The 22,391-nt window shown below is 65.2% G+C and carries 17 protein-coding genes; 10 read left to right on the forward strand and 7 right to left on the reverse strand.

Translation table 11 applies throughout. The features are described from left to right. Nucleotides 1–16: 16 nt before the first annotated feature. Nucleotides 17–3,736, reverse strand: coding sequence for a multifunctional oxoglutarate decarboxylase/oxoglutarate dehydrogenase thiamine pyrophosphate-binding subunit/dihydrolipoyllysine-residue succinyltransferase subunit (locus tag D9V32_RS07980; RefSeq protein WP_121648370.1), 3,720 nt, complete (start codon nucleotides 3,734–3,736; stop codon nucleotides 17–19). A gap of 284 nt (nucleotides 3,737–4,020) precedes the next feature. Between D9V32_RS07980 and D9V32_RS07985 the strand changes: the two genes are divergently transcribed. Continuing rightward, nucleotides 4,021–5,571, forward strand: a complete 1,551-nt coding sequence (locus D9V32_RS07985; protein WP_121648371.1) for a hemolysin family protein — start codon at nucleotides 4,021–4,023, stop codon at nucleotides 5,569–5,571. Next, the gene (locus D9V32_RS07990) at nucleotides 5,568–6,638 is read left to right on the forward strand and encodes a hemolysin family protein (RefSeq protein WP_121648372.1); all 1,071 of its coding nucleotides are present in this window, start codon (nucleotides 5,568–5,570) and stop codon (nucleotides 6,636–6,638) included. The genes D9V32_RS07985 and D9V32_RS07990 overlap by 4 nt, the downstream gene beginning before the upstream one ends. A 68-nt stretch (nucleotides 6,639–6,706) precedes the next feature. On the opposite strand, the gene D9V32_RS07995 is transcribed toward D9V32_RS07990, so the two are convergent. Next, nucleotides 6,707–7,789, reverse strand: coding sequence for an NADH:flavin oxidoreductase/NADH oxidase (locus tag D9V32_RS07995; protein WP_121648373.1), 1,083 nt, complete (start codon nucleotides 7,787–7,789; stop codon nucleotides 6,707–6,709). Nucleotides 7,790–7,800: 11 nt separating this feature from the next. Beyond that, a complete protein-coding gene (locus D9V32_RS08000; protein WP_121648374.1) occupies nucleotides 7,801–8,427 on the reverse strand; it encodes an HAD family hydrolase in 627 nt (208 codons plus the stop codon). A gap of 83 nt (nucleotides 8,428–8,510) precedes the next feature. Here D9V32_RS08000 and D9V32_RS08005 point away from each other — a divergent pair, with 83 nt between their 5' ends. From D9V32_RS08005 to D9V32_RS08015, 3 genes are all read left to right on the forward strand, one after another. Beyond that, nucleotides 8,511–9,764, forward strand: a complete 1,254-nt coding sequence (locus D9V32_RS08005; protein ID WP_121648375.1) for a glycosyltransferase family 87 protein — start codon at nucleotides 8,511–8,513, stop codon at nucleotides 9,762–9,764. 1 nt (nucleotide 9,765) lies between these two features. Beyond that, nucleotides 9,766–10,068, forward strand: coding sequence for a thiamine-binding protein (locus tag D9V32_RS08010; protein ID WP_121648376.1), 303 nt, complete (start codon nucleotides 9,766–9,768; stop codon nucleotides 10,066–10,068). A 459-nt stretch (nucleotides 10,069–10,527) separates the two neighbouring features. Next, nucleotides 10,528–11,814: a Fic family protein gene (locus tag D9V32_RS08015; protein WP_121648377.1), complete on the forward strand. Its 1,287-nt coding sequence runs from the start codon at nucleotides 10,528–10,530 to the stop codon at nucleotides 11,812–11,814. A 53-nt stretch (nucleotides 11,815–11,867) separates the two neighbouring features. On the opposite strand, the gene D9V32_RS08020 is transcribed toward D9V32_RS08015, so the two are convergent. Then, nucleotides 11,868–12,737, reverse strand: coding sequence for a helix-turn-helix transcriptional regulator (locus tag D9V32_RS08020; protein WP_121648378.1), 870 nt, complete (start codon nucleotides 12,735–12,737; stop codon nucleotides 11,868–11,870). Nucleotides 12,738–12,837: 100 nt separating this feature from the next. Here D9V32_RS08020 and D9V32_RS08025 point away from each other — a divergent pair, with 100 nt between their 5' ends. Further along, entirely contained in the window at nucleotides 12,838–13,602 is a 765-nt protein-coding gene (locus D9V32_RS08025) for an SDR family oxidoreductase (protein ID WP_121648453.1), read from the forward strand. Between the two features lie 8 nt (nucleotides 13,603–13,610). Here D9V32_RS08025 and D9V32_RS08030 read toward each other — a convergent pair whose 3' ends face one another. Beyond that, entirely contained in the window at nucleotides 13,611–14,126 is a 516-nt protein-coding gene (locus D9V32_RS08030; protein WP_121648379.1) for a GNAT family N-acetyltransferase, read from the reverse strand. A 157-nt stretch (nucleotides 14,127–14,283) separates the two neighbouring features. On the opposite strand from D9V32_RS08030, the gene D9V32_RS08035 reads away from it, so the two are divergent. Together D9V32_RS08035 and D9V32_RS08040 are read left to right on the forward strand one after the other, a co-directional pair. Further along, on the forward strand, nucleotides 14,284–14,637 hold the full coding sequence (locus tag D9V32_RS08035; protein WP_121648380.1) for a hypothetical protein: 354 nt from the start codon (nucleotides 14,284–14,286) through the stop codon (nucleotides 14,635–14,637). Between the two features lie 290 nt (nucleotides 14,638–14,927). Continuing rightward, a complete protein-coding gene (locus D9V32_RS08040) occupies nucleotides 14,928–19,910 on the forward strand; it encodes a DUF7927 domain-containing protein (protein ID WP_183086233.1) in 4,983 nt (1,660 codons plus the stop codon). A 113-nt stretch (nucleotides 19,911–20,023) separates the two neighbouring features. Here the strand turns inward: D9V32_RS08040 and D9V32_RS08045 are convergent, their stop codons facing one another. Together D9V32_RS08045 and D9V32_RS08050 are read right to left on the reverse strand one after the other, a co-directional pair. After that, nucleotides 20,024–20,515 (reverse strand): hypothetical protein, encoded by a 492-nt coding sequence (locus D9V32_RS08045; RefSeq protein ID WP_147440431.1) that lies wholly within the window; start codon nucleotides 20,513–20,515, stop codon nucleotides 20,024–20,026. 51 nt (nucleotides 20,516–20,566) lie between these two features. Continuing rightward, complete coding sequence (locus D9V32_RS08050) at nucleotides 20,567–20,854, reverse strand: helix-turn-helix domain-containing protein (protein ID WP_121648383.1); 288 nt, start codon at nucleotides 20,852–20,854, stop codon at nucleotides 20,567–20,569. Nucleotides 20,855–20,931: 77 nt separating this feature from the next. Here D9V32_RS08050 and map point away from each other — a divergent pair, with 77 nt between their 5' ends. Beyond that, nucleotides 20,932–21,702, forward strand: a complete 771-nt coding sequence (gene map, locus D9V32_RS08055; protein WP_121648384.1) for a type I methionyl aminopeptidase — start codon at nucleotides 20,932–20,934, stop codon at nucleotides 21,700–21,702. Between the two features lie 76 nt (nucleotides 21,703–21,778). After that, nucleotides 21,779–22,375 carry a TetR/AcrR family transcriptional regulator gene (locus tag D9V32_RS08060; RefSeq protein ID WP_121648385.1) on the forward strand — a complete coding sequence of 199 codons (597 nt, stop codon included), beginning with the start codon at nucleotides 21,779–21,781 and terminating at the stop codon, nucleotides 22,373–22,375. Nucleotides 22,376–22,391 lie beyond the last annotated feature (16 nt).

Raw genomic sequence — 22,391 nt, forward strand, 5'->3', positions numbered from 1 at the left:
TGTGTCTGTGCGAAACCTACAGCTCGAGCGCGCGAGCCAGCAGGGCGGTCTGTTCGGCGGCGTGACGCTTCGCAGAACCGGTCGCGGGGGAGGCCGATGCTGCGCGGGCCACGACGCGCACGCGGCGCTCGGGGTCCAGCTTGCGGGTCTCCAGGGCGAAGAACGGCCAGGCACCCTGGTTCTCCGGCTCATCCTGCACCCAGACCAGTTCGGCGTTGGGGTAGCGGGCCGCGATCTCCTTGAGCTCGGCACCGGGCAGCGGATAGTACTGCTCGAGACGCACCAGCGCGATCTTCTCGTTCGGGTTCTTCGCGAGCTCGGCGGCGAGATCCCAGTGGATCTTGCCGGCGTGTAGCAGAACGCGGGTCACGGCGTTCGGATCGGTGATCCGAGCGTCGTCGATTACCGGCTCAAACTTGCCCGAGGTGAAGTCCGAGATCTCGCTCGTGGCACCGCGCAGACGCAGCATGGCCTTCGGAGTGAAGACCACCAGCGGGCGACGCGGACGGGCGTAGGCCTGGCGACGCAGCAGGTGGAAGTAGCTCGCCGGGGTCGACGGGCGGGCGACGGTCATGTTGTTCTCCGCGGCGAGCTGCAGGTAGCGCTCAATGCGTGCCGAGGAGTGATCCGGGCCCTGGCCCTCGAAACCGTGCGGCAGCAGCAGCACAACGCTCGAGCGCTGGCCCCACTTCTGCTCGGCCGAGGAGATGAACTCGTCGATGATGGTCTGGGCACCGTTGGCGAAGTCACCAAACTGTGCCTCCCACAGCACCAGGGCGTCGGGGCGCTCGACCGAGTAGCCATACTCGAAGCCCATGACCGCGTACTCGCTCAGCAGCGAGTCGTAGATCCAGAAGCGGGCCTGCGACTCGGAGAGGTTTGCCAGCGGCAGCCACTCCTGGCCGCTCACCCGGTCGTGCAGCACCGCGTGACGCTGCACGAAGGTGCCGCGGCGGCTGTCCTGACCGCTCATGCGCACCGGGGTGCCTTCAACCAGCAGGGATCCGAGCGCGAGCAGCTCGCCGAAGCCCCAGTCCACGCTGCCGTTGCGGCTCATGTCCAGTCGCTTCTGCAGCAGCTGCTGCAGCTTGGGGTGCACGGTGAAGCCCTCGGGCTTGTTGTTGAAGGCGTCACCGATCTGGTGAACCACGGCCTCGCTGACGCCGGTGGTCTCCGGCTCGCCGGTGTAGCCGTCGTCCTCGGTGTGGTCCAGCTCGGGCAGGATCAGCACGTTGGAGGCGGTCTGTGCGGCGTGGGTCTCCATGAACGCGCGCTCCAGGCGGTCCTGGAAGTCGCGGTGCGCGGCCTCGTACTCCTCCTGGGTGATGTCTCCGCGGCCGACGAGGGCCTCGGTGTAGAGCTTTCGAACGCTGCGCTTGGCCTCGATGAGGTTGTACATCAGCGGCTGGGTCATCGAGGGGTCATCGCCCTCGTTGTGACCGCGACGGCGGTAGCAGACGAGGTCGATCACGACGTCCTTGTGGAACTTCTGGCGGAACTCAAACGCGAGTTCGGCCACCCGGACCACGGCCTCGGGGTCATCGCCGTTGACGTGCCAGATCGGTGCCTGGATGGTCTTGGCCACGTCGCTCGAGTAGGTCGAGGTGCGTGCCTCGTTCGGCGTGGTGGTGAAGCCCACCTGGTTGTTCACGATCACGTGGATGGTACCGCCGGTGCGGTAGCCGCGCAGCTGGGACATCTGCATGGTCTCGAGGACCACGCCCTGCCCGGCCATGGCCGCGTCACCGTGCACCAGGATGGGCAGGGTGGTGAACGTGCCGATGGGCTGGCGGTCCTGCTTGGCGCGAACGATACCCTCGAGCACGCCGTTGACGGCCTCGAGGTGCGAGGGGTTCGCGGCCAGGTAAACCGGCAGCTGTTCGCCATTGGCACCCTGGAAGATACCCTCGGTGCCGAGGTGGTACTTGACGTCGCCCGAGCCGGAGATGTTTTCGTTGACGCGCCCCTCGAACTCGCGGAAGATCTGACCGTAGGTCTTGCCCGCGATGTTGGTGAGAACGTTCAGTCGGCCACGGTGGGCCATACCGATGGCGGCACCATCGAGGCCCGCGCCGGCGGCACCCTGCAGGATGGCATCGAGCAGCGGAATGACCGACTCGCCACCCTCGAGGCTGAAGCGCTTCTGGCCCACGTACTTGGTCTGCAGGAAGGTCTCGAAGGCCTCGGCCTCGTTGAGCTTGCCGAGGATGCGCAGCTGCTCATCGCGCGTTGGCTTAGCATAGGGGCGCTCGACCTTGTCCTGCATCCACTTGCGCTGGGCGGGGTCCTGAATGTGCATGTACTCGAGGCCGATGGTGCGGCAGTAGGAGTCACGCAGGATGCCGAGCACATCGCGCAGCTTCGCGGTCTGGGTGCCGCCGAGGCCGCCGGTCACGAACTCACGGTCGAGATCCCAGAAGGTGAGGCCGTGGCTCGCGATGTCGAGGTCCGGGTGCGAGCGCTGAACGTACTCGAGCGGGTCGATGTCGGCCATCAGGTGGCCGCGCACGCGGAACGCATTGACGAGCTCCTGGACCCGGGAGGTCTTGTTCAGGAAGCCGCTGACGTCCACCGAGATGTCCGGTGCCCAGTGAATCGGGTCGTACGGAATGCGCAGGGCGGCGAAGATGTCCTCGTAGAAGCCGCGCTGGCCGAGCAGCAGCTCGTGTACGCGCTTCAGGAACTCACCCGAACCGGCACCCTGGATCACGCGGTGATCGTAGGTGGAGGTCAGGGTGATGGTCTTACCGATGCCGAGGTCAACCAGGGTCTTCGCGCTGGAGCCCTGGAACTCGGCCGGGTAGTCGAGCGCGCCGGCACCGATGATGCAGCCCTGGCCGGACATGAGGCGCGGCACCGAGTGCACGGTGCCGATGCCGCCGGGGTTGGTCAGCGAGATGGTGGTGCCCGCATAGTCGGCCATGGTCAGCTTGTTACCGCGACCGCGCTTGATGAGGTCTTCGTAGGCGGCGAGGTACTCGCTGAAGCCCATCGTGTCGGCGGCCTTGATCGAGGGCACCACGAGCGAGCGGGTGCCATCGGGCTTCGGAACGTCGATCGCGATACCGAGGTTGATGTGGGCCGGAGCAACAACGCTCGGCTTGCCATCGATCTCGGCGTAGAAGACGTTCTGGCTCGGGGTCTCCTTGATGGCCTGGACCAGGGCCCAGCCGATCAGGTGGGTGAAGGACACCTTGCCACCGCGGGCACGCGCCAGGTGGTTGTTGATGACGATGCGGTTGTCGATCATCAGCTTCGCCGGGATCGTGCGCACGCTGGTCGCGGTGGGCACGGACACCGAGGCGTCCATGTTCTTTGCGAGGGTCTTTGCGAGACCCTTCAGCGGCGTGACAACGTCCTCAGCAGGGGCCGCCTGCTCGGTGGCGGTTTCGGCGTCGGGCTTCTTTGCCGGACGCGGGGCCTGCGCGGGAATCGGATTTGCGTTGGGCTGGTGCGCGGTGGTCTTTGCCACCGGTTGTGCCCCGGTCACCGGAATCGGTGCCGTCGCCGGTGCCGGGGGAACCGTCGCGGTGCTCGCTGATGCAGAGCTAGCCGCTGCGGTCTTTCCCGCGATCTGATCGCGGTGGTAGGCCTCAAGGGTCGGCCACCACGATTCATCCACCGAGTTTTTATCCGTCAGAAATTTTTCGTAAAGCTCTTCGACCAACCACTCGTTGGCACCGAACTCTCCGGACGAACCGTCTCCGGCTCCGACTCCGGTCAACTGGCTTGACACCGCCAGACCACCACTCTCTCCGTGACATTTGCGAATTCAACGCCGTAGGTTGCGACGCTGCATATCTACTGCACAAGCCTAGACCTAATTTTTATGTTCCAGGAATATTCCCGCCGGGTCGTGACGGGAAAATGCCGTTGGTCTCGTTCACCAGACAATTTCCTGCAAATCTCGTGCAGGTTCGAGAGGGTGTTGCTATGCTATTTGGCACAATGGATGACCCTCCTCGATCTCTCATGCCCGGCCACCTTCGACATACGCTCGCCTCCACGGCGGTGAGCTAATTGTCCGAATGGGTGCTGCTGGGCATCGGTTTATTGCTAACGGTAGGCACCGGACTGTTTGTTGCCTCCGAGTTCGCGATGGTAAACCTCGATCGTTCCGATCTTGAGGCCCGCCGCGACCGTGGTGAGCAAAAGCTCACCCGCACGATTGGCGCACTGCGCCACACTTCAACCCATCTTTCAAGCGCACAGCTGGGCATCACGCTCACCACGCTGCTTGCCGGATACACGCTTGAGCCCGGCATTTCTCGCCTGCTCGCGGATCCCTTCCTCAGCTGGGGCATCAGCCCCGATGCGCTCACTCCGATCACCTCGGTGATCGCGATCGTGATCGCCACGCTGATCTCGATGATCATCGGGGAGCTGGTGCCGAAGAACCTGGCGCTCGCCCTGCCGCTGGCCACCGCGAAGGTGGTGATGCCGTTCCAGACGGCCTTCACCGCAATCTTTAGACCAGCTGTACAGGTGCTGAACGGAAGCGCAAACGGCGTGTTGCGCTCGGTCGGGATCGAGCCCAAGGAGGAGCTTTCGGGTGCGCGCACCGCGGAGGAGCTCTCCTCCCTGCTGCGCCGCTCGGCCGGTGCCGGCACGCTCGAGGCCGATACCGCGACGCTGCTGGACCGCACCCTGCGATTCGCCGCTCACGACGCCTCCGACGTGATGACCCCGCGCCTGCGGGTCGTCGCGGCCTCGCGTACCGACCCCGCCCAGGCGGTGCTGGATCTCGCCCGTGAGACCGGCTTCTCCCGCTTCCCGGTGATCGACACCGATATCGACGACATCGTGGGTATCGTGCATCTCAAGCACGCGGTGAGCGTGCCGCGCGAGCGTCGCGCCGATGTGCCGGTTTCGGCGCTTCAGGTCGACGTTCTGCGCGTGCCCGAGACCATCCCGCTGGACTCCCTGCTCGGTGAGCTTCGTGGCCGTGGCCTACAGATGGCCGTGGTGGTGGACGAGTACGGCGGTACGGCCGGCGTCGCGACCCTCGAAGACCTCGTGGAGGAAATCGTCGGTGAGGTATCCGACGAGCACGACCGCACCAGCGCGGGCGTGGTGAACTCGGTGGAGGGCGTGCTCTTCCCGGGCAGCCTACGTCCCGACGAGCTGCGCGAGCGCACCGGAATCGTGGTGCCCGAAGAGGGCCCGTACGAGACCGTCGCCGGCTATCTGATGGCCATGCTCGGGCGTGTTCCGACGATCGGGGATGAGTTTGTCGCCGAACACGGAACCTTCCGGGTGGAGCGCATGGACGGGCACCGCATCGACCGCATTCGCTTCCGCGCGGGGGACGAGCCCGAAGACGCCCAGACCCCGGTGTGGCCGCGCCCCGGCCCGGCCGATCGCGTGCTGGCCGCGGCCGCGGCCGAGTCTGCCTCTGGCGAAACCGGTGCCGGCACGGACGGGACGGCACCCGCCGCGCCCGCCGCGGGCATCACCGATGCCGAGAACCGGCCGCCGCAGACCGGCCCGACCACCGTGTCCGGTGCAGCCGAAACCAACACACCTGATGCCGACCGCGCGTCCACTACCGAGGAGGGGAGCACCCGATGAGTGACTGGGCTGGAATTGCCTGGCTGTTTATTCTGCTGGGTGGAAACGCCTTCTTCGTGGCGGCCGAGTTTGCGGTGATCTCCGCGCGCCGATCGCAGATCGAGCCGCTCGCCGAAAAGGGTAAGCGGAGCGCCATCACGGCCCTGTGGGCGATGGAGCACGCGACGCTCATGCTGGCGGCCTGCCAGCTGGGTATTACCGTGTGTTCGCTGCTGATCCTGAACGTCTCCGAGCCGGCGATCCACCACCTGCTCGGGGTGCCGCTTGGCCTCACCGGCCTGCCGGATGCCGTGGTGGGAACGGTTTCGTTCATCATCACGCTGGTGCTGGTGTCGTACCTGCACGTGGTGTTCGGCGAGATGGTGCCGAAGAACATGTCGTTCTCGGTGCCGGACCGGGCGGTGCTCATTCTCGCGCCGCCGCTGGTATTTATCGCCCGCGTGTTCAAGCCGATCATCTGGGGATTGAACGCGTTTGCTAACCTCATCCTGCGCGCGCTGCGCGTGGTTCCGAAGGACGAGGCCAACTCGACCTTCACCCTGGATGAGGTCGCGACGATCGTCTCGCAGTCCACCCGCGAGGGTGTGCTGACGGACAACTCGGGCGCGCTGACCGCGGCGTTCGAGTTCACCGGTAAGAAGGTGTCCGACGTGGCGATCCCGACCGCAGAGCTGGTGACCCTGCCCGCGGGCGTGACCACCTCACAGCTTGAGCGGGCGGTGGCGAAGAACGGGTTCTCCCGCTACGTCATCACCGGTTCGGGCCCGGGGGAGCAGCACGACCTGCTCGGATACCTGCACCTCAAGGACGTTCTGCGCTTTGATACCGGTGGCGAGGAGGTGTCGCCTGATCAGCCGATCCCGCTGCGCCGTATCCGTCGCCTGATCTCGCTCCCGCAGACCGATGATCTCGAGGATGCGCTGGCGACGATGCGCCGCTCGGGTTCGCACCTGGCTCGCGCAATCGATACCGAGGGGAACACCACCGGTGTGCTGTTCCTCGAGGACATCATCGAGGAACTGGTGGGCGAGGTCCACGACGCGACCCGTCGCGATAGCGGCCGCTAGAACTCCCGGAGATACACGAAACGCCCCCACCGAAAACGGTGGGGGCGTTTCTGGCGTGCGGCCGGCTGCTACCGCGAGCCGAACGGGGCGCGCGCGTACGGGCCGGGCACGTAGTCAATCTCGGCACCGAGGGCGTGCGCTGCCCGCAGCGGGAAGTGCGGGTCGCGCAGGGCCTCGCGGCCGATGAGGATGGCGTCGGCCTGTTCTGCTTCCAGGGTCTCTCCCACCTGCTCGGGGGTGGTGAAGAGACCCACGGCGGCCACCGGAATTCCGGTGGCCTTGCGCAGGGTTTCGGCGAAGGGCACCTGGTAGAGCGGGGCAACCGGGATGCTCTGCTCGGCCACCAGCCCGCCGGTGGAGACGTCGAGGAGGTCGGCCCCGGCCTCGGCGGCGCGACGGCCGATATCGGTGATCAGCTCGGTGTCGAGCCCGCCCTCGGCCCAGTCGGTGGCCGAGAGACGCACAAACAGCGGCAGGTCACCGATGCGGGTGCGCACCTCGCGAATGACGAGCTCAAGCAGCTTGGCGCGGTTCTCGGGGCTGCCGCCGAACGAGTCGGTGCGGGTGTTTGACAGCGGAGAGAGGAACGAGTGCAGCAGGTAGCCGTGGGCGGCGTGTACCTCGATCACCCGGAATCCGGCGTCCACGGCCCGGCGGGCGGCGGCACCGAAGTCGCGCACAACCGCGGCGATCTGAGCGAGACTCATCTCCGTCGGAGCGTCATATCCGGTGAAGGCGATCGCGGAGGGGGCGAGGGTCTCCCAGCCGCCCTCGGCGACCGGCACGGTGCCGGTCTTGTCGGTGCTCCAGGGCGGCTGAGTGGAGGCCTTGCGCCCGGCGTGAGCCAGCTGGATGGCTGGGACGGCACCCTGCGAGGTGATGAATGCGGCGATCGGGGCCCAGGCGGCGGCCTGCTGGTCGTTCCAGATGCCGGTATCGCGCGGGGTAATGCGGCCCTCGGGGGAGACCGCGGTGGCCTCGGCCATGACGATGCCGGCACCGCCGATCGCGAACTGACCGAGGTGTACCGCGTGCCATGCGGTGGGGACACCATCCTGACGCTCGACCGCGTACTGACACATCGGGGCGATCCAGATGCGGTTTCTTGCGGTGACCGAGCGGAGGGTGAGTGGGGAAAACGGGGTGGCCATGCGGTCCCTCTCTAGGCCCGGGACGCGGCGAGTTCGCTCAGGAATTCGCGCAGGTTGCCGGGGGATGTGTACACGTGCCCGATGATGCCGAGCGCGCGGGCGGCGGAGATGTTCTCCTCCTTGTTATCGATGAACACCATTTCGGCCGCATCGATTCCCAGCGCATTCAGCGTGTGAACATAAATGTCGTGATTCGGCTTGATCATGTCGATCTCGCCGCTCACGACGAAGTGGTCGAAATAGGACGAAAGCGGACCGTGACGGAAATAGCCGCCAAAGTCGGCACCGGCGTTGGAGAGGAGTGCGAGGCGGGTGCCGCCCTCGTGTAGCTCGCGGATGATGTCGAACACCGCGGGATCGATCGAGAGCCAGCTGCGGAAGTCGCTGATCCAGATTTCCTGGATACGGGAGTCCGACCAGGAGGTGCCGAGCTCATCGGCGAGCGTACGCCAGTATTCGTGCACGCTCAGCCGCCCCTGATCGAGGGGTGCCCGGTGCCGCCAGTAGGCAGGGAGGAGGGTATCGGCGTCGAGGCCGGTGAGCTCGAGTACGCGCTCAAAATCCGCGGGGTTCTGGGGGAGAGAGATCACATCGCCGTAGTCAAAGACGACGGTGAGGGGGGACAGAGAGAGGCTCATGGGTTTTCCCTTCGTTTGGGCCAGCGTACCCGGGGGCGTGGTGAACCAGGCAAATGACGGGGCGTGGCACCTAGGATAAGGATGTGAACTCCCGACTGACCCCGTACTGGGCCATCTTTGTCCTTGTCCACCTGTGGGCTTTTTGGCTCGCACTGACCTCCTCGGGGTACCCGCTCGGTGACGTCACCATCGTTTACCTGCCGTGGTCGCAGCAGGCCGTCAGCGGTGGCAGCATCGTCGGAATCGACGTGCCCTGGGTGTACCCGGTGCTCGCGCTGCTGCCGATGATCCCGCCGCTCGCCTTTGGGCCCGAGCTGTATGCGGTGGGCTGGCTCGTGATGTGTTCGGTCCTGAACGCGATTGCCTATGCGGTGCTGCTGGGTAACGGGCGTTCGATCGTGCGCAAGCGCGCCGCGGTGTGGTGGATGGCGTTCATCGTGGTCCTCGGGCCGATCGTGATGGGCCGGATCGACGCGGTCACCGTGCCGATGGCGATCATCGCCCTCCTGGTGCTCGCGCGGCACCCGCTGGTGGCCTCGGTAATCCTGAGCATTGCCACCTGGATGAAGATCTGGCCGGCCGCGGCGATCGGTGCGGCGCTGCTGGTGCTGCGTCAGCGCAAGGACGTGCTGATGGGTGGCATTTACACGACCCTCGCGGTGCTGCTGTCGGCGCTGGTGATCGGCGGATTCCCGAGTGTGCTGTCCTTTATCACGCAGCAGACCGGGCGCGGCATTCAGATCGAGGCCCCGGTTGCGGTGCCGTATCTGTGGATCGCCTCGCTCGGCGGCAACGCTGAGCTGTACTACGACCGCGATATTCTCACGTACCAGGTGCGCGGTGATGGCATCGAAATGCTGTCGGCCGTGATGACCCCGCTGCTGGTCCTGACCGTTGCCCTGATCGCGCTGCTCGCCTGGCGTGCCCAGCGCTCGCGTACCGGCACGCTGCGGATCCTGCCCGTTGTGGTGCTCGCCCTCGTGACCGCGATGATCGCCGTCAACAAGGTGGGTTCGCCGCAGTTCATGGTGTGGCTGATCGCCCCGATTGTTTTCGGCCTGGTCATGACCGCCGACCGCTTCCGCTTCCCCGCAATGCTCGCACTGGTGCTCGGCGTACTGACTCAACTGTTCTACCCGTACTTCTATGGCTCCCTGCTGCGCGCCGAAATGTGGGCCGTGGTGGTCATCACCCTGCGCAACATCGGCACCCTCGTACTGCTGGTGTGGTGCGTTCGCGAGCTGTGGCGCCTGGGTGCGCCGCACGTGGTGCCGAGTGCCGAAACCCGCGCCGTGGCCGCTCAGGCCGCGGTGAACACCACCGTCAAGGAGAGCTAACATGCTGGTTGCATTTTCCGTCGCGCCGTCCGGCAGCGACAACGCCGATGCCTCGGTACACGATGCGGTTGCCGCCGCGGTCAAAATCGTCCGTGACTCGGGCCTGCCGAACCACACCGATGCGATGTTCACCACCATCGAGGGCGAGTGGGACGAGGTGTTCGCCGTGATCAAGGCCGCCACCGAGGCGGTGGGTGCCTTTGGCTCGCGGGTTTCGCTGGTCCTGAAGGCCGACATTCGCCCGGGCTACAGCGGTGAGCTGACCGCGAAGCTCATACGGTTGGAAGAGGCACTGGAGCAGTAGCGGGCGAAAAATGACTGAGACGGAATCTACGATGAGAACGTCGGACTTCACGCCAGAACAGTGTGACTCTGGCAGGTTTTCTGGCCTGTCCGCCCTGTTTGCCCGCGATTGAAAACGCGGACTATTACGGTGAGGTAATGCACTTCGTTGCACGCGCGGAAGACGAATCGGAAGCAGAGGCCTCGGCAGACATGGCAATTACGTGTGCTCTCAGGGTCTTGTGAGCGGTTCCATCCGACGAGGAAAACCCTGCGTTTGTCTCCACCGACCGTCGCGATGCATCCATTGCCTATCTGCACGGGAAATAGGCAGCTCAGGACTGCCTCGGACGGGTGAGGAATAGGTGACGCCTCACCGCCCCTAAATCCTACTTATGTAAATAAGTGGGATTTAGAAGCTGCTAAATCCCACATATCTTACTAAAGTGGATTTAGTGCGGTGAGGTTTGGAGGCTATCCGATGGCTGAGTACATTGAGCGTTTGTGGAGTCTGGACGACGAATCCGGGTTTGGGCTGAGTCGGCGCGATCGCCAGCCCGGCCGGTACCGAGCCTATGTACCGGATGAACTCGGCACGCGGCTGCCCGATCTGGGTGGTGCAGCACGCACCGCGGCCGAGGATGCGCTGGTTGTTCTGGGTCGCGCAGATGAGCGGATTGGAGAGCACGGTGGCTTTCTCAATCACCTGCTGATTCGGTCCGAGTCGATTTCTTCCAGCTGGATCGAGGGTAATCGGGTAACCCCGAAGAAACTTGCCATTGCCGAGGTTCTCCAACAGGGACCTCGCGTGGCACTGGACGTGATTGGCAACGTGCGGGCTACCGAGGCTGCAATCCACGAGCTGACCGATCGCAGTCAGCCGATTTCGGTGCGGGACATTGAGACGCTTCAGCACGTAATCGAGCCCCGTCTGTCGATCGGTGTTCGAACCGAGCAAAACTGGGTGGGCGGCACGGGGAGCAGCCCACTGCGTGCGGACTTTGTTCCCGCGCCGGAAACCGAAGTTGAACGCCTTCTTGGCGACCTCGCGGGTTTCATGAGTGAAACCGGGGGAAATCCCGTGGTCCGTGCCGCAATCGCGCACGCGCAGTTTGAGACTATTCATCCGTTTGTGGACGGCAACGGACGTACGGGCCGTGCGCTCATTCACACGGTACTGGCGCGAGCCGATGCTTTGCGCAACGTGCTCATCCCCATCAGCACCGTGTTTGCCGGGGATACCGATGCATATATCGCTGGCCTCAGCGCTTATCGAGCGACCCCGCCCCGTCTTGATGACTGGGTGATCGGGTTTGCCTCCGCGGTTGAGCGTGCGGCGGGCAACGCGGTGGCGCTGGCTGACAGAGTTGAAGCGCTCGACGCTCGGCTCCTCGAGCAGCTCGTTGCGCATCGAACGGCGCGAGGAGTCAACCCTGCGCGGCCTCGAAGCGACGCATTGATGCTGAGGGTGCTGAGCAATCTTGCGCACGAACCAGTACTCACGGGCGATCGAGTGTCCGAGCGATGGGGAGCTTCGCCGAGCGCAGCCCATCGTGCTCTCGTCGCGCTGGCCGACGCCGGAATCCTTGCGCGGGTGAAGGATCAGAAGGGGAGGCTGTTCTGCTACACCGCCGACGCCCACCTGGGCCTGGTCGCTCTCGCTGAGCGTAGTAATCGTATTGGCGGGCACGAGACTGGAGCCCGCAAGCCGAGACTGGGCCCGGATGCCCCCGCGCTCGATCACGTGGGCAGGCTTCACGGCGAATGATGTTTATTAAACATCATCGAGGCCGAGGCCGAGGGCGCGTAGCCCGCGACCGCTTAGTTCTCCCCGAAGCCCGGTTGGGAGGCGGATTCAAAGCGCTGATTGCCGAGTACCGCGAGGAGTGCGAGCTTGCTTTCCGCCTCGGAACGGGGCGCGGCGGTGAGGACGAGAAGCGCCTGTGACTCATCCTCCGTGAACAGCGACTGGCAGTCCACCTCGATCTCCCCGAGTGAGGGGTGAACGAGGGTTTTGTGATCGGTGAACCTGCGCTGAACGCGGTGCTCCTCCCACTTTGCCGCAAACTCCGCGCTCAGGGTGAGGAGTTCACGTACCAGATCTCCGGCCGGGGAGTTCTCGCCGAGGGTGCCGAGCGCCGCGCGCAGAGCGGCCACCAGCGCGTGCCCCTGCCGATCCTGGTCGCGCTCCGGATATCGCGCGCGCTCGGTTTCGGGGTGGGCAAACCAGCGGTAGATCTCGCTGCGCGCCAGTCCCGTATACCCGCTGGTGTCTCCGTAGAGAGCCATCGCCGGGGCATTTTGAACCAGGGTTTCCCCGAGCATGGAGATGATGAGTGCCGGTGTATCACCGAGTCGATCGAGCACGCGCAGCAGCGCCGGGGCAACGTAGTCACCGGTGGCGTAGCGGTCGGGGGCATCGAGGCCTGAGATCCGAAAGAGATAGTCGCGCTCATCGGGTGTGAGTCGCAGGGCTCGGGCCAGCGACGCAAGGATTTGGGCGCTGGGCTGGGTACTCCGTCCCTGTTCCATCCGCGTGTAGTAGTCGGTGGACATCAGCGCGAGTTGGGCGACCTCCTCTCGGCGCAGACCGATTGTGCGTCTCCGCGGGCCGGGGTGCAGGCCTACGTCTGCCGGCCGGAGGTCGTTTCGTCTTCGCGTCAGAAAACCGCTGAGTGCGTCTCGATCCATCGTTTCAGTATGCGCCCATTCGCGGTGCCGTGCCAGGGACTCCGAATCCCCCGATAAGGGCTCCCTGTTGCGTGACGTTAACCGCACGCAGAATCGAATCATGAACATTTCAGGAAACACGATTTTCATCCCCGGTGCGACCAGCGGGATTGGTCTTGCACTGGCTCTCGAGCTCAGCGCGAAGGGAAACACCGTCATTGTGGGCGGGCGCCGTGCCGAGCTTCTCCAGCAGATTGCGGCCGAGCACGCGGCGCTCAAGACGGTCGTCATCGACACCGCAAATGCGGAGAGCGTGGCACACACTTCCGCGCACGTGATCGCGGAGTATCCCGAGGTCAACGTGCTCGTGACCATGGCCGGCATCATGCGGGTGGAGGACTGGACGACCCCGGGCGGCGCACTGGCCTCGGCCGAAGAAATTGTCACCACTAACCTTCTGGGACCGATTCGCCTCATCGCTGCGTTCAGCGAGCACCTGCTCGGGCGTCCCGATGCCACCATCATGACGGTGACCTCGGGTCTCGCCTATACACCCCTGCAGGCAACCCCCACCTATAACGCCACCAAGGCCGGCATTCACATGCTGAGCGAAACCCTTCGTCTTCAGTTTGCGAACACGTCCGTCCGGTTCCTCGAGTTGGTGCCTCCGTCCGTGGCCACCGATCTCCTGCCTGGGCAGCGCGAGAGTGCGTTTGCGATGCCGCTAGAGGATTTCATCACCGAGGTGGTGTCCCTGATCGAGGCGGACCCCGAGGCGCACCAGATTCTGGTTGAACGGGTCGGGTTCCTGCGGTTCAGCGAGGCCCGTGGTGACTATGCGCAGACCGTCGCGACCCTCAACAACCTGGATCCGCACGGAAAGTAGCGGGGCGGCTACCGCGGCTCCCGACGCATCTTGAGGTCGCGTGCCCAGGGCTGCACGGGCACCGGGCCGATCGGGTGGAAGTCGTAGCGCTGGTAGAGGCGCTGGCTATCGGGGGTGCTCGCATCGAGCGTGGCGGCCGCGCCCTCGGCATCGATGGCCTCGAGTGCGTGACGGAGAAGCCTGCTGCCGAGAGATTTTCCGCGGGCGTTTTCATCGACCACGACGGCTTCGAGATGCCAGGTGCGGGTGTCCTCCGCACCTGCGGACGGGATGAACCACACTGCGGCGGCGAGGAGCCGGCCGCTCGCATCCGGCACCACGTCGATGCGCCCCTCGGCGTGCGCCACCCGGACGGCCCGGCCGTAGTAGTACCTCAGCACCAGGGTGCGCGCCCAGGCCCACCGAACGAGCCGACGCCACATGGGGTCCCGTTCGAACACCCGCACCAGAAGCGCGCGGGCCCCACGGCGCAGTGCGCGCGTGTCGGCGGGCACGATCGGGAGTTCGGGAACGGCTGAGGGCATGTGCGGGTGTCACTCCTGACGAGAAGCCTCGGGCACCGACACCCGGGGATGACGTGCGTTAACCTCCATCATCGCGCCCGCAGGCCGCCCGGCCGGGACCGACACGGGCATCGAGTACGCTGGCAGGACCGCACCGTCGCCACCCGATTGGATAGCCATGAGCGAATACAGCACGCATCAGGACGAGGCTCGAGCCACCGGCGCCCAGGTTGCCACCTTCGTTCTCGGCATGATTGCGCTGGGCATCGCCGCACTGTTCTCGAGCTTCATGGGGCGCTTTCTCGCCTACGCCGGCACCGTCCCCGGCCGCGAGTACACCAAGAACCCACCACTCGACGGTGAATTCGTGATGGGCATCGCTGTTTATGGTCCGTTCCTCGTGGTCATTGGTGTGCTGTGCTGGGGCATCTTCCGCCTGGGGCAGGGAAAGTCGGCGGGATGGATCACGCTGATCGGGCTCGCGCTGCTGCCGGTGCTGTTCTACGGTGCCGGAGCGATCATCTCCCTGTAGCGACACCCATTGTCCACGCGGAGGTGGGCGCGTGCTTGCCCATCGGAGCGCGAGCCATGGCTACCGGGCGAGAATTGTGGCCCTTACCAAACTCCGCGTGAAAAATCCCCCTGTTGTTCGAGGCGGCGAATAGATACCATTCGTACAAGATGCTTGCGGGGGCGCACCGACATGACGCGGTGTGAGGAATATGCGGGCATCGATACAGGGGGAACTGAATAACTATGCCTGGAATTTCCAGCGGTACTTATCGACGCCAAAAACGAGGAATACTCCGCAAAACCGCGGCGATGGTCGCGAGTGTGGCCCTCCTGCTCGGGGCGGCGGTGGGGTTTGGATCCGCCGCGGTGGCGGCATCCAATCAGGTCAACATCGACAGCATTACGTTTGTCACCGAAGACGGTGTGCAGATTAACGAGTTCCAGGATGGCACCAAACAGTGGCTGGACATTCAGATGTCCATCCCAGGAGACGCGGTCGTTCCGGTTTCCGGCACGATTCCGCTCCCCGGAGAACTTCGAGGCGAACCCGAGACCATCACGCTCTACGCACCCGATGGCACGCCGAACGGAACCTGTACGGTGAGCAATACGTCCGTGTACTGCGAGCTCGATGACGACTATGTCACCGAGCATCCGCAGAATATGGAGGGATTCTTCAAGTTCGAGGTGACGGTCATTAACGGCAACACCGAGGATGAGAACGTCCGTTTCCCCATCGTTGACAACTTCACAAACGAGGTGACCATTCGCCCGGGTGGGTCTCAGTGCGAGGAGGACTGCGAGCTCGACCCTGAGGACGGCTCAAAGATCGGCTGGTACGACAAAACGGACGACACCATCGGGTGGGAGGTTCGTGTTCCCACCCCGGGATCGGACGGCATGGAGATCGGCGTTCCGGTCACCGTCATCGATGAAATTGATACCTCCATTTACGAGGTTCTGCCGGGCAGCCCCTATGTCGAGTTCTTCGACGTCGTGATCGTGGAGCCGGACGGCCGCGAAGAGCTGAACTTCTATTCACGAAGTTTTCTGCCCGAGGATGAGTTCACCGTCAGCGAAGGTGGCACGCGGGTAGACTTCACCACCGCCGCCGGAAGACGCTACCAAGACTCCAGCCTTCCCGAGGGAGAGCGCGGGCTCAAGGGCCGCGTGTACTGGGTCACCTGGAAGGTTCAAACCCTGGACCACGGTGCGCAGGGCACCTACCGCAACAGCGCGACGATCATCGTGGGTGAAGATGAAGTGCGAACCGAGGTCGAGGGCTCGGTGACCAACCAGAGCGGCAGCGGTGGTGCCGTGGGCACCAACCAGGGCCGACTGGCATTTGAGAAGGAGATCACCGGCACCGCCGAGCGCGATCCGGACCTCCCCACCGCCTATGGCGTGACCTACAAGGCCTGCGATACCACCAAGCCCGGCTATAACCACGCCTCGCACTCCGGACCCGGATGCACGGACGGCACGCTGACGCTGCGCCCCGGGAAAACCACGTGGTCCACGTCCTTCCCCGCGGGCACCCGCGTGGTGGGTGAAGAGGTCACGCCCACCGAGCCCGAGAACGTGGCCTGGGACGGTGAGTTCCAGCTCGTGGATGCGAGCGGAAACCCCATTCCCGGCTCGGAGGGGGACAGCGTCTTTGACGTGACGTTCACCTCCCAAAACGGCAACCTGGGGGCGCTCACCTACTATCGGGTGACCAACGAGGCGAACTATGAGGAGCCCTCGGTCGGTGCGTTCTCAGCCAAAAAGGTTTTGGTGGATGCCAACGGACTGGCACCCTCAGGCCTCGCAGACTTCCGCCTGAACTACACCTACCCCGCGGCGGCCGACGGATCGTTCCCGGCCGGAAACGGGCACCTGCTTCTGCCCGCAAGCGGCGAGACGAAGACCAGCGGTGAGCTCCCCGTGGGCGCCGTCCTGACCCTGACCGAGGCCGCGCCGCCGGCCGTGCCCGGCGGAGTATGGGGTACGGCCAGCGTGGTGCCCTCGACCCTCACCATCACCGCGGACGGCCTGTCGGAAGACCCGGTGAACGTGGTGGTCACCAACACGCTGCTGCCGGCACCCGCTCCCGGTTTTGTCGTGGCCAAGAGCTCGGATCCCGCAAGTGGTGAGAGCGTGGCACCGGGAGACAGAATCACCTACACGGTGACCGGATCAAACACCGGAAACACCCGGCTCAACCCCGTCACCATCACCGATGATCTGGATGATCTGTGGGACTACGTCACCTACAACGATGACGCGTTCGCGACCATCGATGGAAAAACCTCGGCCGGCACGCTCAACACCGACCGGAAAAACGGAACGCTCGGCTGGACCGGTGCGCTGAACGCCGGCGAGACGGTAACCATCACCTACTCGGTGACCGTCAACCCCAACGCCTACGGTGAGGTGCTGGAAAACCGGGTAACCGGTAGCGCACAGCCGCCGGTGGGGCCGCCGATCACGCCGCCGCCCGGGGAGACCGAGCATCCGGTACCCGACCCGGGGTTCACCCTGGGTAAGACCGCAGACCCGCCGCACGGCTCCGAGGTGCACCCGGGCGACACCATCACCTATACGCTGACCGGCGTCAACACGGGCGGAACCCTTCTCGAGCCGGTGGAGATTACCGATGATCTGAGAGGGCTGTCGGAGTACGTCACCTTCAACGACGACGTGTCCGCCACGATCGACGGAACCACCCCCGCGGGAGCGTTTGATCCGGATGCGGGCGAGGGGATCATCAAGTGGACGGGCGCGCTGAAGCCCGGCGAGACGGTCACCATCACGTACTCGGTGACGGTTAACGAAAACGCCACCGGCCACGAGCTGCAAAACTCGGTGACCGGCTCGGCGAAGCCGCCGGGGGTTCCGCCCATCGTTCCGCCGCCCACGGACACCGAACACTCGGTCCCGACCCCGGGGTTTGAGATCTCCAAGGTGGCCGATCCTGCGGACCGCACCGAGGTGCATCCCGGCCAGCTCATCAAGTACACGGTGGTGGGCACCAACACGGGTGAGACCGTACTGGACCCCGTCGAGATCGAGGACGACCTGTCCAAGGTCCTCGAGTTTGCCACGTACAACAACGATCCCAGCGCAACGATTAATGGGACCCCCAATGCGGGTACCTTCACCCCGCTCTCGGAGGACAACAGGCTCCTCTGGACGGGGGCGCTCAACCCGGGGGAGAGCGTCACCATCACCTATTCGGTGACGGTTGCGAGTAACGCCGTGGGGCACAAACTGGAGAACCGCGTGACCGGCTCCGGAACGCCTCCGGGGCTGCCGCCGATCAAGCCCCCACCCGTGGATACCGAGCACCTGGTCCCGACCCCGGGATTTGTCCTCGGCAAAACCTCGGTGCCGCGCTCGGGCGCGGACGTGAACCCCGGGGAGAAGATCACCTTCACGGTGACCGGCCGTAATACCGGTGGTACCGTGCTGGATCCGGTCACAATCCTGGACGAGATGCAGGGCCTTTCGGATTACACCACCTACAATAACGATGCCCAGGCGACGATCAACGGGACGGGCCCCGCGGGAACACTCACGCCCGGCCCCGACGGTGAAACGCTGCTGTGGACCGGTGCGCTGGCCCCGGGCGAGACGGTCACCATCACCTACTCGGTGACGGTGAACGAGAATGCGACGGGGCAGGTACTGGAGAACCACGTGAGTGGTGAAGCCACACCGCCGGGACCGGACCAGCCCCCGATCATTCCGCCGCCGGTGGACACCGAGCACACGGTGCCGACCCCGGGGTTTGATCTGGGGAAGTCCGCTGATCCGGTGAGTGGTACCACCGTTCACCCGGGTGAGACCATCACCTACACGGTGACGGGCAAAAACACCGGTGGTACCGTCCTGAATCCGGTGGTCATCACCGATGATTTGAGCGGGCTCTCGGAGTACGTGACGTACAACGATGACGCCGAGGCGAAGATCAACGGGAAGGGGCCCGCGGGAACCCTGACACACGATCCCGATGCCGCGACTCTGCTGTGGACCGGTCTGCTGGCCGAGGGCGAGACCGTCACGATCACGTACTCGGTGACGGTGAACGCGAATGCGTCGGGTCAGACCCTGAATAACAGCGTGAGCGGTGAGGCAACTCCTCCGGGAGTGCCGCCCATCGTTCCGCCGCCGGGGGAGACCGAGCATCCCATTCCGACCCCGGGGTTTGAACTCGGGAAGTCCGCGAATCCGGTGAGTGGTACCACCGTTCACCCCGGAGAGACCATCACCTACACGGTGACCGGTGTGAACACGGGCGAGACGGTGCTGGACCCGGTGGTCATCACCGATGACATGAGTGGCCTCTCGGAGTACGTGACGTACAACGAGGATGCCGCGGCGACGATCAACGGGACGGACCCCGCGGGGAAGTTAGCGCCCGGTGAGACCGCTGACACGCTGGTCTGGACCGGTGCACTCGCTCCGGGTGAGACCGTGACCATCACCTACTCGGTGACGGTAAAGGCGAACGCCTCGGGTCAGACTCTGGAGAACCGGGTGACCGGTGCGGGAATGCCTCCGGGTCTGCCGCCGATCACGCCGCCGCCGGGCGAGACCGAGCACCCCGTTCCGATCCCCGGGTTTGAGCTGGGCAAGACCTCGGATCCCGCCAGCGGAACACGGGTGAAGCCGGGAGACACCCTCACCTACACGGTGACGGGTAAGAACACGGGCGAAACCGTGCTGGATCCCGTGGTGATCACCGATGATCTGAGCGGTCTGTCGGAGTACGTCACATACAACGACGATGCCGCGGCGACGATCAACGGAAAGGACCCGGCGGGGACTCTGGTTCACGACGGAACCGCTGACACCCTGGTATGGACCGGCGTGCTGGCCCCGGGTGAGACCGTGACCATCACCTACTCGGTGACGGTCAACGCGGACGCATTCGGTCAGGTTCTGAAGAACCACGTGACCGGTTCGGCAACGCCTCCGGGTCTGCCGCCGATCACGCCGCCGCCGGGAGACACCGAACACCCGGTGCCGCCCAAGCCGGATGAGCCGACCTCGCCGTCGCCGTCAGAGCCGCCGACCTCACCGTCGCCGTCTGAGCCGCCGACGACTCCGCCGACCGAGGGACCCACTCAGCCGGGTAGCCCCTCACAGCCGGGTAGCCCGTCGCAGCCGGGCACCCCGACCGGACCGGGAGGGCTGCCGACCACCGGTTCGCAGTTCCCGTTCCTGCCGATGCTGGCCGCGCTCGTGCTGATCGTTCTCGGAACCGGGGCTACCGTGCGCCGGGCTCGAAAGGGAGCATCGAGCTAGCGGAATCAGTCGCCGAACCGGTCGCCGGCGCAACGCTCATCCGAGTGGGGCGTCGGCGACTGGCGTTCGGCGTATGCCTCTGAAGCGCGCGCACAGGAGCTCGAGTGCGGAGGCTAGCCCGTGGTCTCTCGTGCCTGAAGAAGCCGCTCGGTCTGAGCGCTGAGCGAGCTCTCACTGGCTCCCACGTGTTCCTCAACCCACCGGCAATACGATGCGGCCGCGGTGAGGACGCCGGGGATAAAGAGTTCGGGGGCAACCAGCGTCCGGGTCCCATTCACGCTGAACAGGGCCCGTGAGCCGGCCCGCTCGAGACGGATGGGCACGGGTTGGCCGGGGAACAGCCGCTCACCCGCTCCGGCCACCGTGAAATCGGCGATGGTATCGATCAGGGCGCACCAGATACCGGTAACCTCGTCCCAGAGCCGCGGGCCCAGCAGCTCATGCCCAAAATATGTGAGCGAGAGGCTGCCCTCGCTGCCGTACGGGGCGGTCCGGAGACGCCGGTGCCAGAGCTCGGCCGCGCGTGCGGGCTCGGCATACATGCTCACGAGATAGCGGTCGGGGTGGGCGACGAGGTCATCCAGATCCGTGACCGTATCGGTCATCAAAATGAAGGGCTCCGCCCGAACGGCGGCCTCCTCGTTGAGCATGCGCTGCTAGGACGCCAGGCGCTCGACCACCCGCGCCCCTGCCGCCTCGCAGGGCGCGGACATCTCGGCCCACACCGTGTCGAGGGAGAGGCCAAGGACCGCGGCGATCGCGGCGATGGTGGGGAACGCGGGGGTGGCCACCCGCCCGGATTCGATCTTGCGCAGAGTCTCCGGGGAAATCTCGGCGGCGAGCGCCACATCCAGCATCGAGCGCTGGCCGCGGGTGCGGCGCAGCAGCGCGCCGAGGCGTTCGCCTCGAACGATCTCTTCGGGGGTGAGGGGCAGTCTGACCATGAAACCAATACTAGTACCGGTATAGATTTACCGGTATAGTTTGGCCGGTATTGTTATTGGTTTTTGAAGGGCCCGCCATGATTGAGATTCTGACCCCAGCTGAAGTAGACCGCGCCCGCGCCACCGGGGCGCTCGTGGGAACCATCCTGCAGACGTTGAAAGAGCGCGCGGTTGTGGGTATCAATCTGCTCGATATTGATCGCTGGGCGCAGGAGATGATCCTCGACGCCGGGGCGACCTCCTGCTACGTGGACTACGCGCCCTCCTTCGGCAGCGGGCCCTTCGGTCACTACATCTGCACGGCCGTCAATGACGCGGTTCTGCACGGCATGCCCCACGACTATCGCCTCGCCGACGGCGATCTCCTCACCCTCGACCTCGCCGTAATCCTCGACGGGGTGGCCGCCGATGCCGCCATCTCGTTCCTGGTGGGGGAGTCGCGTCCGGCCCAGAGCGTCGCACTGATTGAGGCCACCGAGCGCGCGCTCGCCGCGGGGATTGCCGCCGCGAAGCCCGGCGCGAAAATCGGCGACATTTCGGCCGCTATCGGCACGGTTCTGCGCGGTGCCGGCTACTCAATCAACATGGAGTTCGGCGGCCACGGCATCGGCACCACCATGCATCAGGACCCTCACGTCTCCAACGACGGCCGCCCCGGACGCGGATACACGCTCCGCCCCGGCCTCCTGCTGGCCATCGAACCCTGGGTGATGGCGGATACCGACCGCCTCATCACCGACGCTGACGGCTGGACCCTGCGCAGCGCCACCGGCTCCCGCACCGCCCACACCGAGCACACCATCGCGATCACCGAGACGGGGGCCGAGATCCTGACCGGTGGTCGCTAGCCGCCTGCGCTGGTGGGCACCGCGTAGAATAGATGTCGTGCGCAATCAATAGGGTCGCGCGGAACGGGAGTCGCACATGCCCAGGGTGTCCAGAGCGGAAGCCGAGCGCAATCGAATCGAGATTGAACGGGTGTCCTCGCGTCTCATGCGCGAGCGAGGGCTGAGCGTCAGCGTCGCCGATGTCATGGGGGCGGCCGGGCTCACCCATGGCGGCTTCTATAAGCACTTTGAGTCGAAAGACGATCTCATCGCCGTTTCATGCGCCAATGCTTTCGGGGAGGCGGCGGCGGATTGGAACGCATCGGTGGCTCGATCGGCCGGTGGGGATGACGAGCGCGCCACCCTCATTGCAGATTACCTTGAGGCGTCGAATCGGCAGGATGCGGGGGAGGGGTGCCCCATGGCTGCGCTCGCAACCGATGTTGCGAGGTCGGCGCCGGATGCCCCGGTTCGGGATGCGTTTCGCGAGGGGTTTGAGGGTCTGCTGGACATCTTGACCCGGACCGAACCGGGAGGGGATGCCGGAGTGAGCGCACGAGTCGACGCGCTGGCTGATGTTTCACTGATGGTGGGTGCGCTGGTGCTTGCCCGCGCAACCGCGGGCGATGCGCTCTCGGATGAGATTCTGGCGGCGGCCCGTCGCGCACTGATCGGTGAGAATCTCGGTGACTAGCGTGCCCCGCGCGGCC

This window comes from Mycetocola tolaasinivorans (assembly GCF_003667565.1).
GTDB lineage: Bacteria > Actinomycetota > Actinomycetes > Actinomycetales > Microbacteriaceae > Mycetocola > Mycetocola tolaasinivorans.

What these genes read in the sequence shown, in the direction of transcription:
- D9V32_RS08010 (WP_121648376.1), top strand. Translation starts at nt 9,766, where the DNA reads ATGCTGGTTGCATTTTCCGTCGCGCCGTCCGGCAGCGACAACGCCGAT.
- D9V32_RS08035 (WP_121648380.1), top strand. Translation starts at nt 14,284, where the DNA reads ATGAGCGAATACAGCACGCATCAGGACGAGGCTCGAGCCACCGGCGCC.
- D9V32_RS08025 (WP_121648453.1), top strand. Translation starts at nt 12,838, where the DNA reads ATGAACATTTCAGGAAACACGATTTTCATCCCCGGTGCGACCAGCGGG.
- D9V32_RS07995 (WP_121648373.1), bottom strand. Translation starts at nt 7,789, where the DNA reads ATGGCCACCCCGTTTTCCCCACTCACCCTCCGCTCGGTCACCGCAAGA.
- D9V32_RS08040 (WP_183086233.1), top strand. Translation starts at nt 14,928, where the DNA reads ATGGTCGCGAGTGTGGCCCTCCTGCTCGGGGCGGCGGTGGGGTTTGGA.
- D9V32_RS08030 (WP_121648379.1), bottom strand. Translation starts at nt 14,126, where the DNA reads ATGCCCTCAGCCGTTCCCGAACTCCCGATCGTGCCCGCCGACACGCGC.
- D9V32_RS08045 (WP_147440431.1), bottom strand. Translation starts at nt 20,515, where the DNA reads ATGACCGATACGGTCACGGATCTGGATGACCTCGTCGCCCACCCCGAC.
- D9V32_RS08015 (WP_121648377.1), top strand. Translation starts at nt 10,528, where the DNA reads ATGGCTGAGTACATTGAGCGTTTGTGGAGTCTGGACGACGAATCCGGG.
- D9V32_RS08050 (WP_121648383.1), bottom strand. Translation starts at nt 20,854, where the DNA reads ATGGTCAGACTGCCCCTCACCCCCGAAGAGATCGTTCGAGGCGAACGC.
- D9V32_RS08000 (WP_121648374.1), bottom strand. Translation starts at nt 8,427, where the DNA reads ATGAGCCTCTCTCTGTCCCCCCTCACCGTCGTCTTTGACTACGGCGAT.
- map (WP_121648384.1), top strand. Translation starts at nt 20,932, where the DNA reads ATGATTGAGATTCTGACCCCAGCTGAAGTAGACCGCGCCCGCGCCACC.
- D9V32_RS08020 (WP_121648378.1), bottom strand. Translation starts at nt 12,737, where the DNA reads ATGGATCGAGACGCACTCAGCGGTTTTCTGACGCGAAGACGAAACGAC.
- D9V32_RS08060 (WP_121648385.1), top strand. Translation starts at nt 21,779, where the DNA reads ATGCCCAGGGTGTCCAGAGCGGAAGCCGAGCGCAATCGAATCGAGATT.
- D9V32_RS07990 (WP_121648372.1), top strand. Translation starts at nt 5,568, where the DNA reads ATGAGTGACTGGGCTGGAATTGCCTGGCTGTTTATTCTGCTGGGTGGA.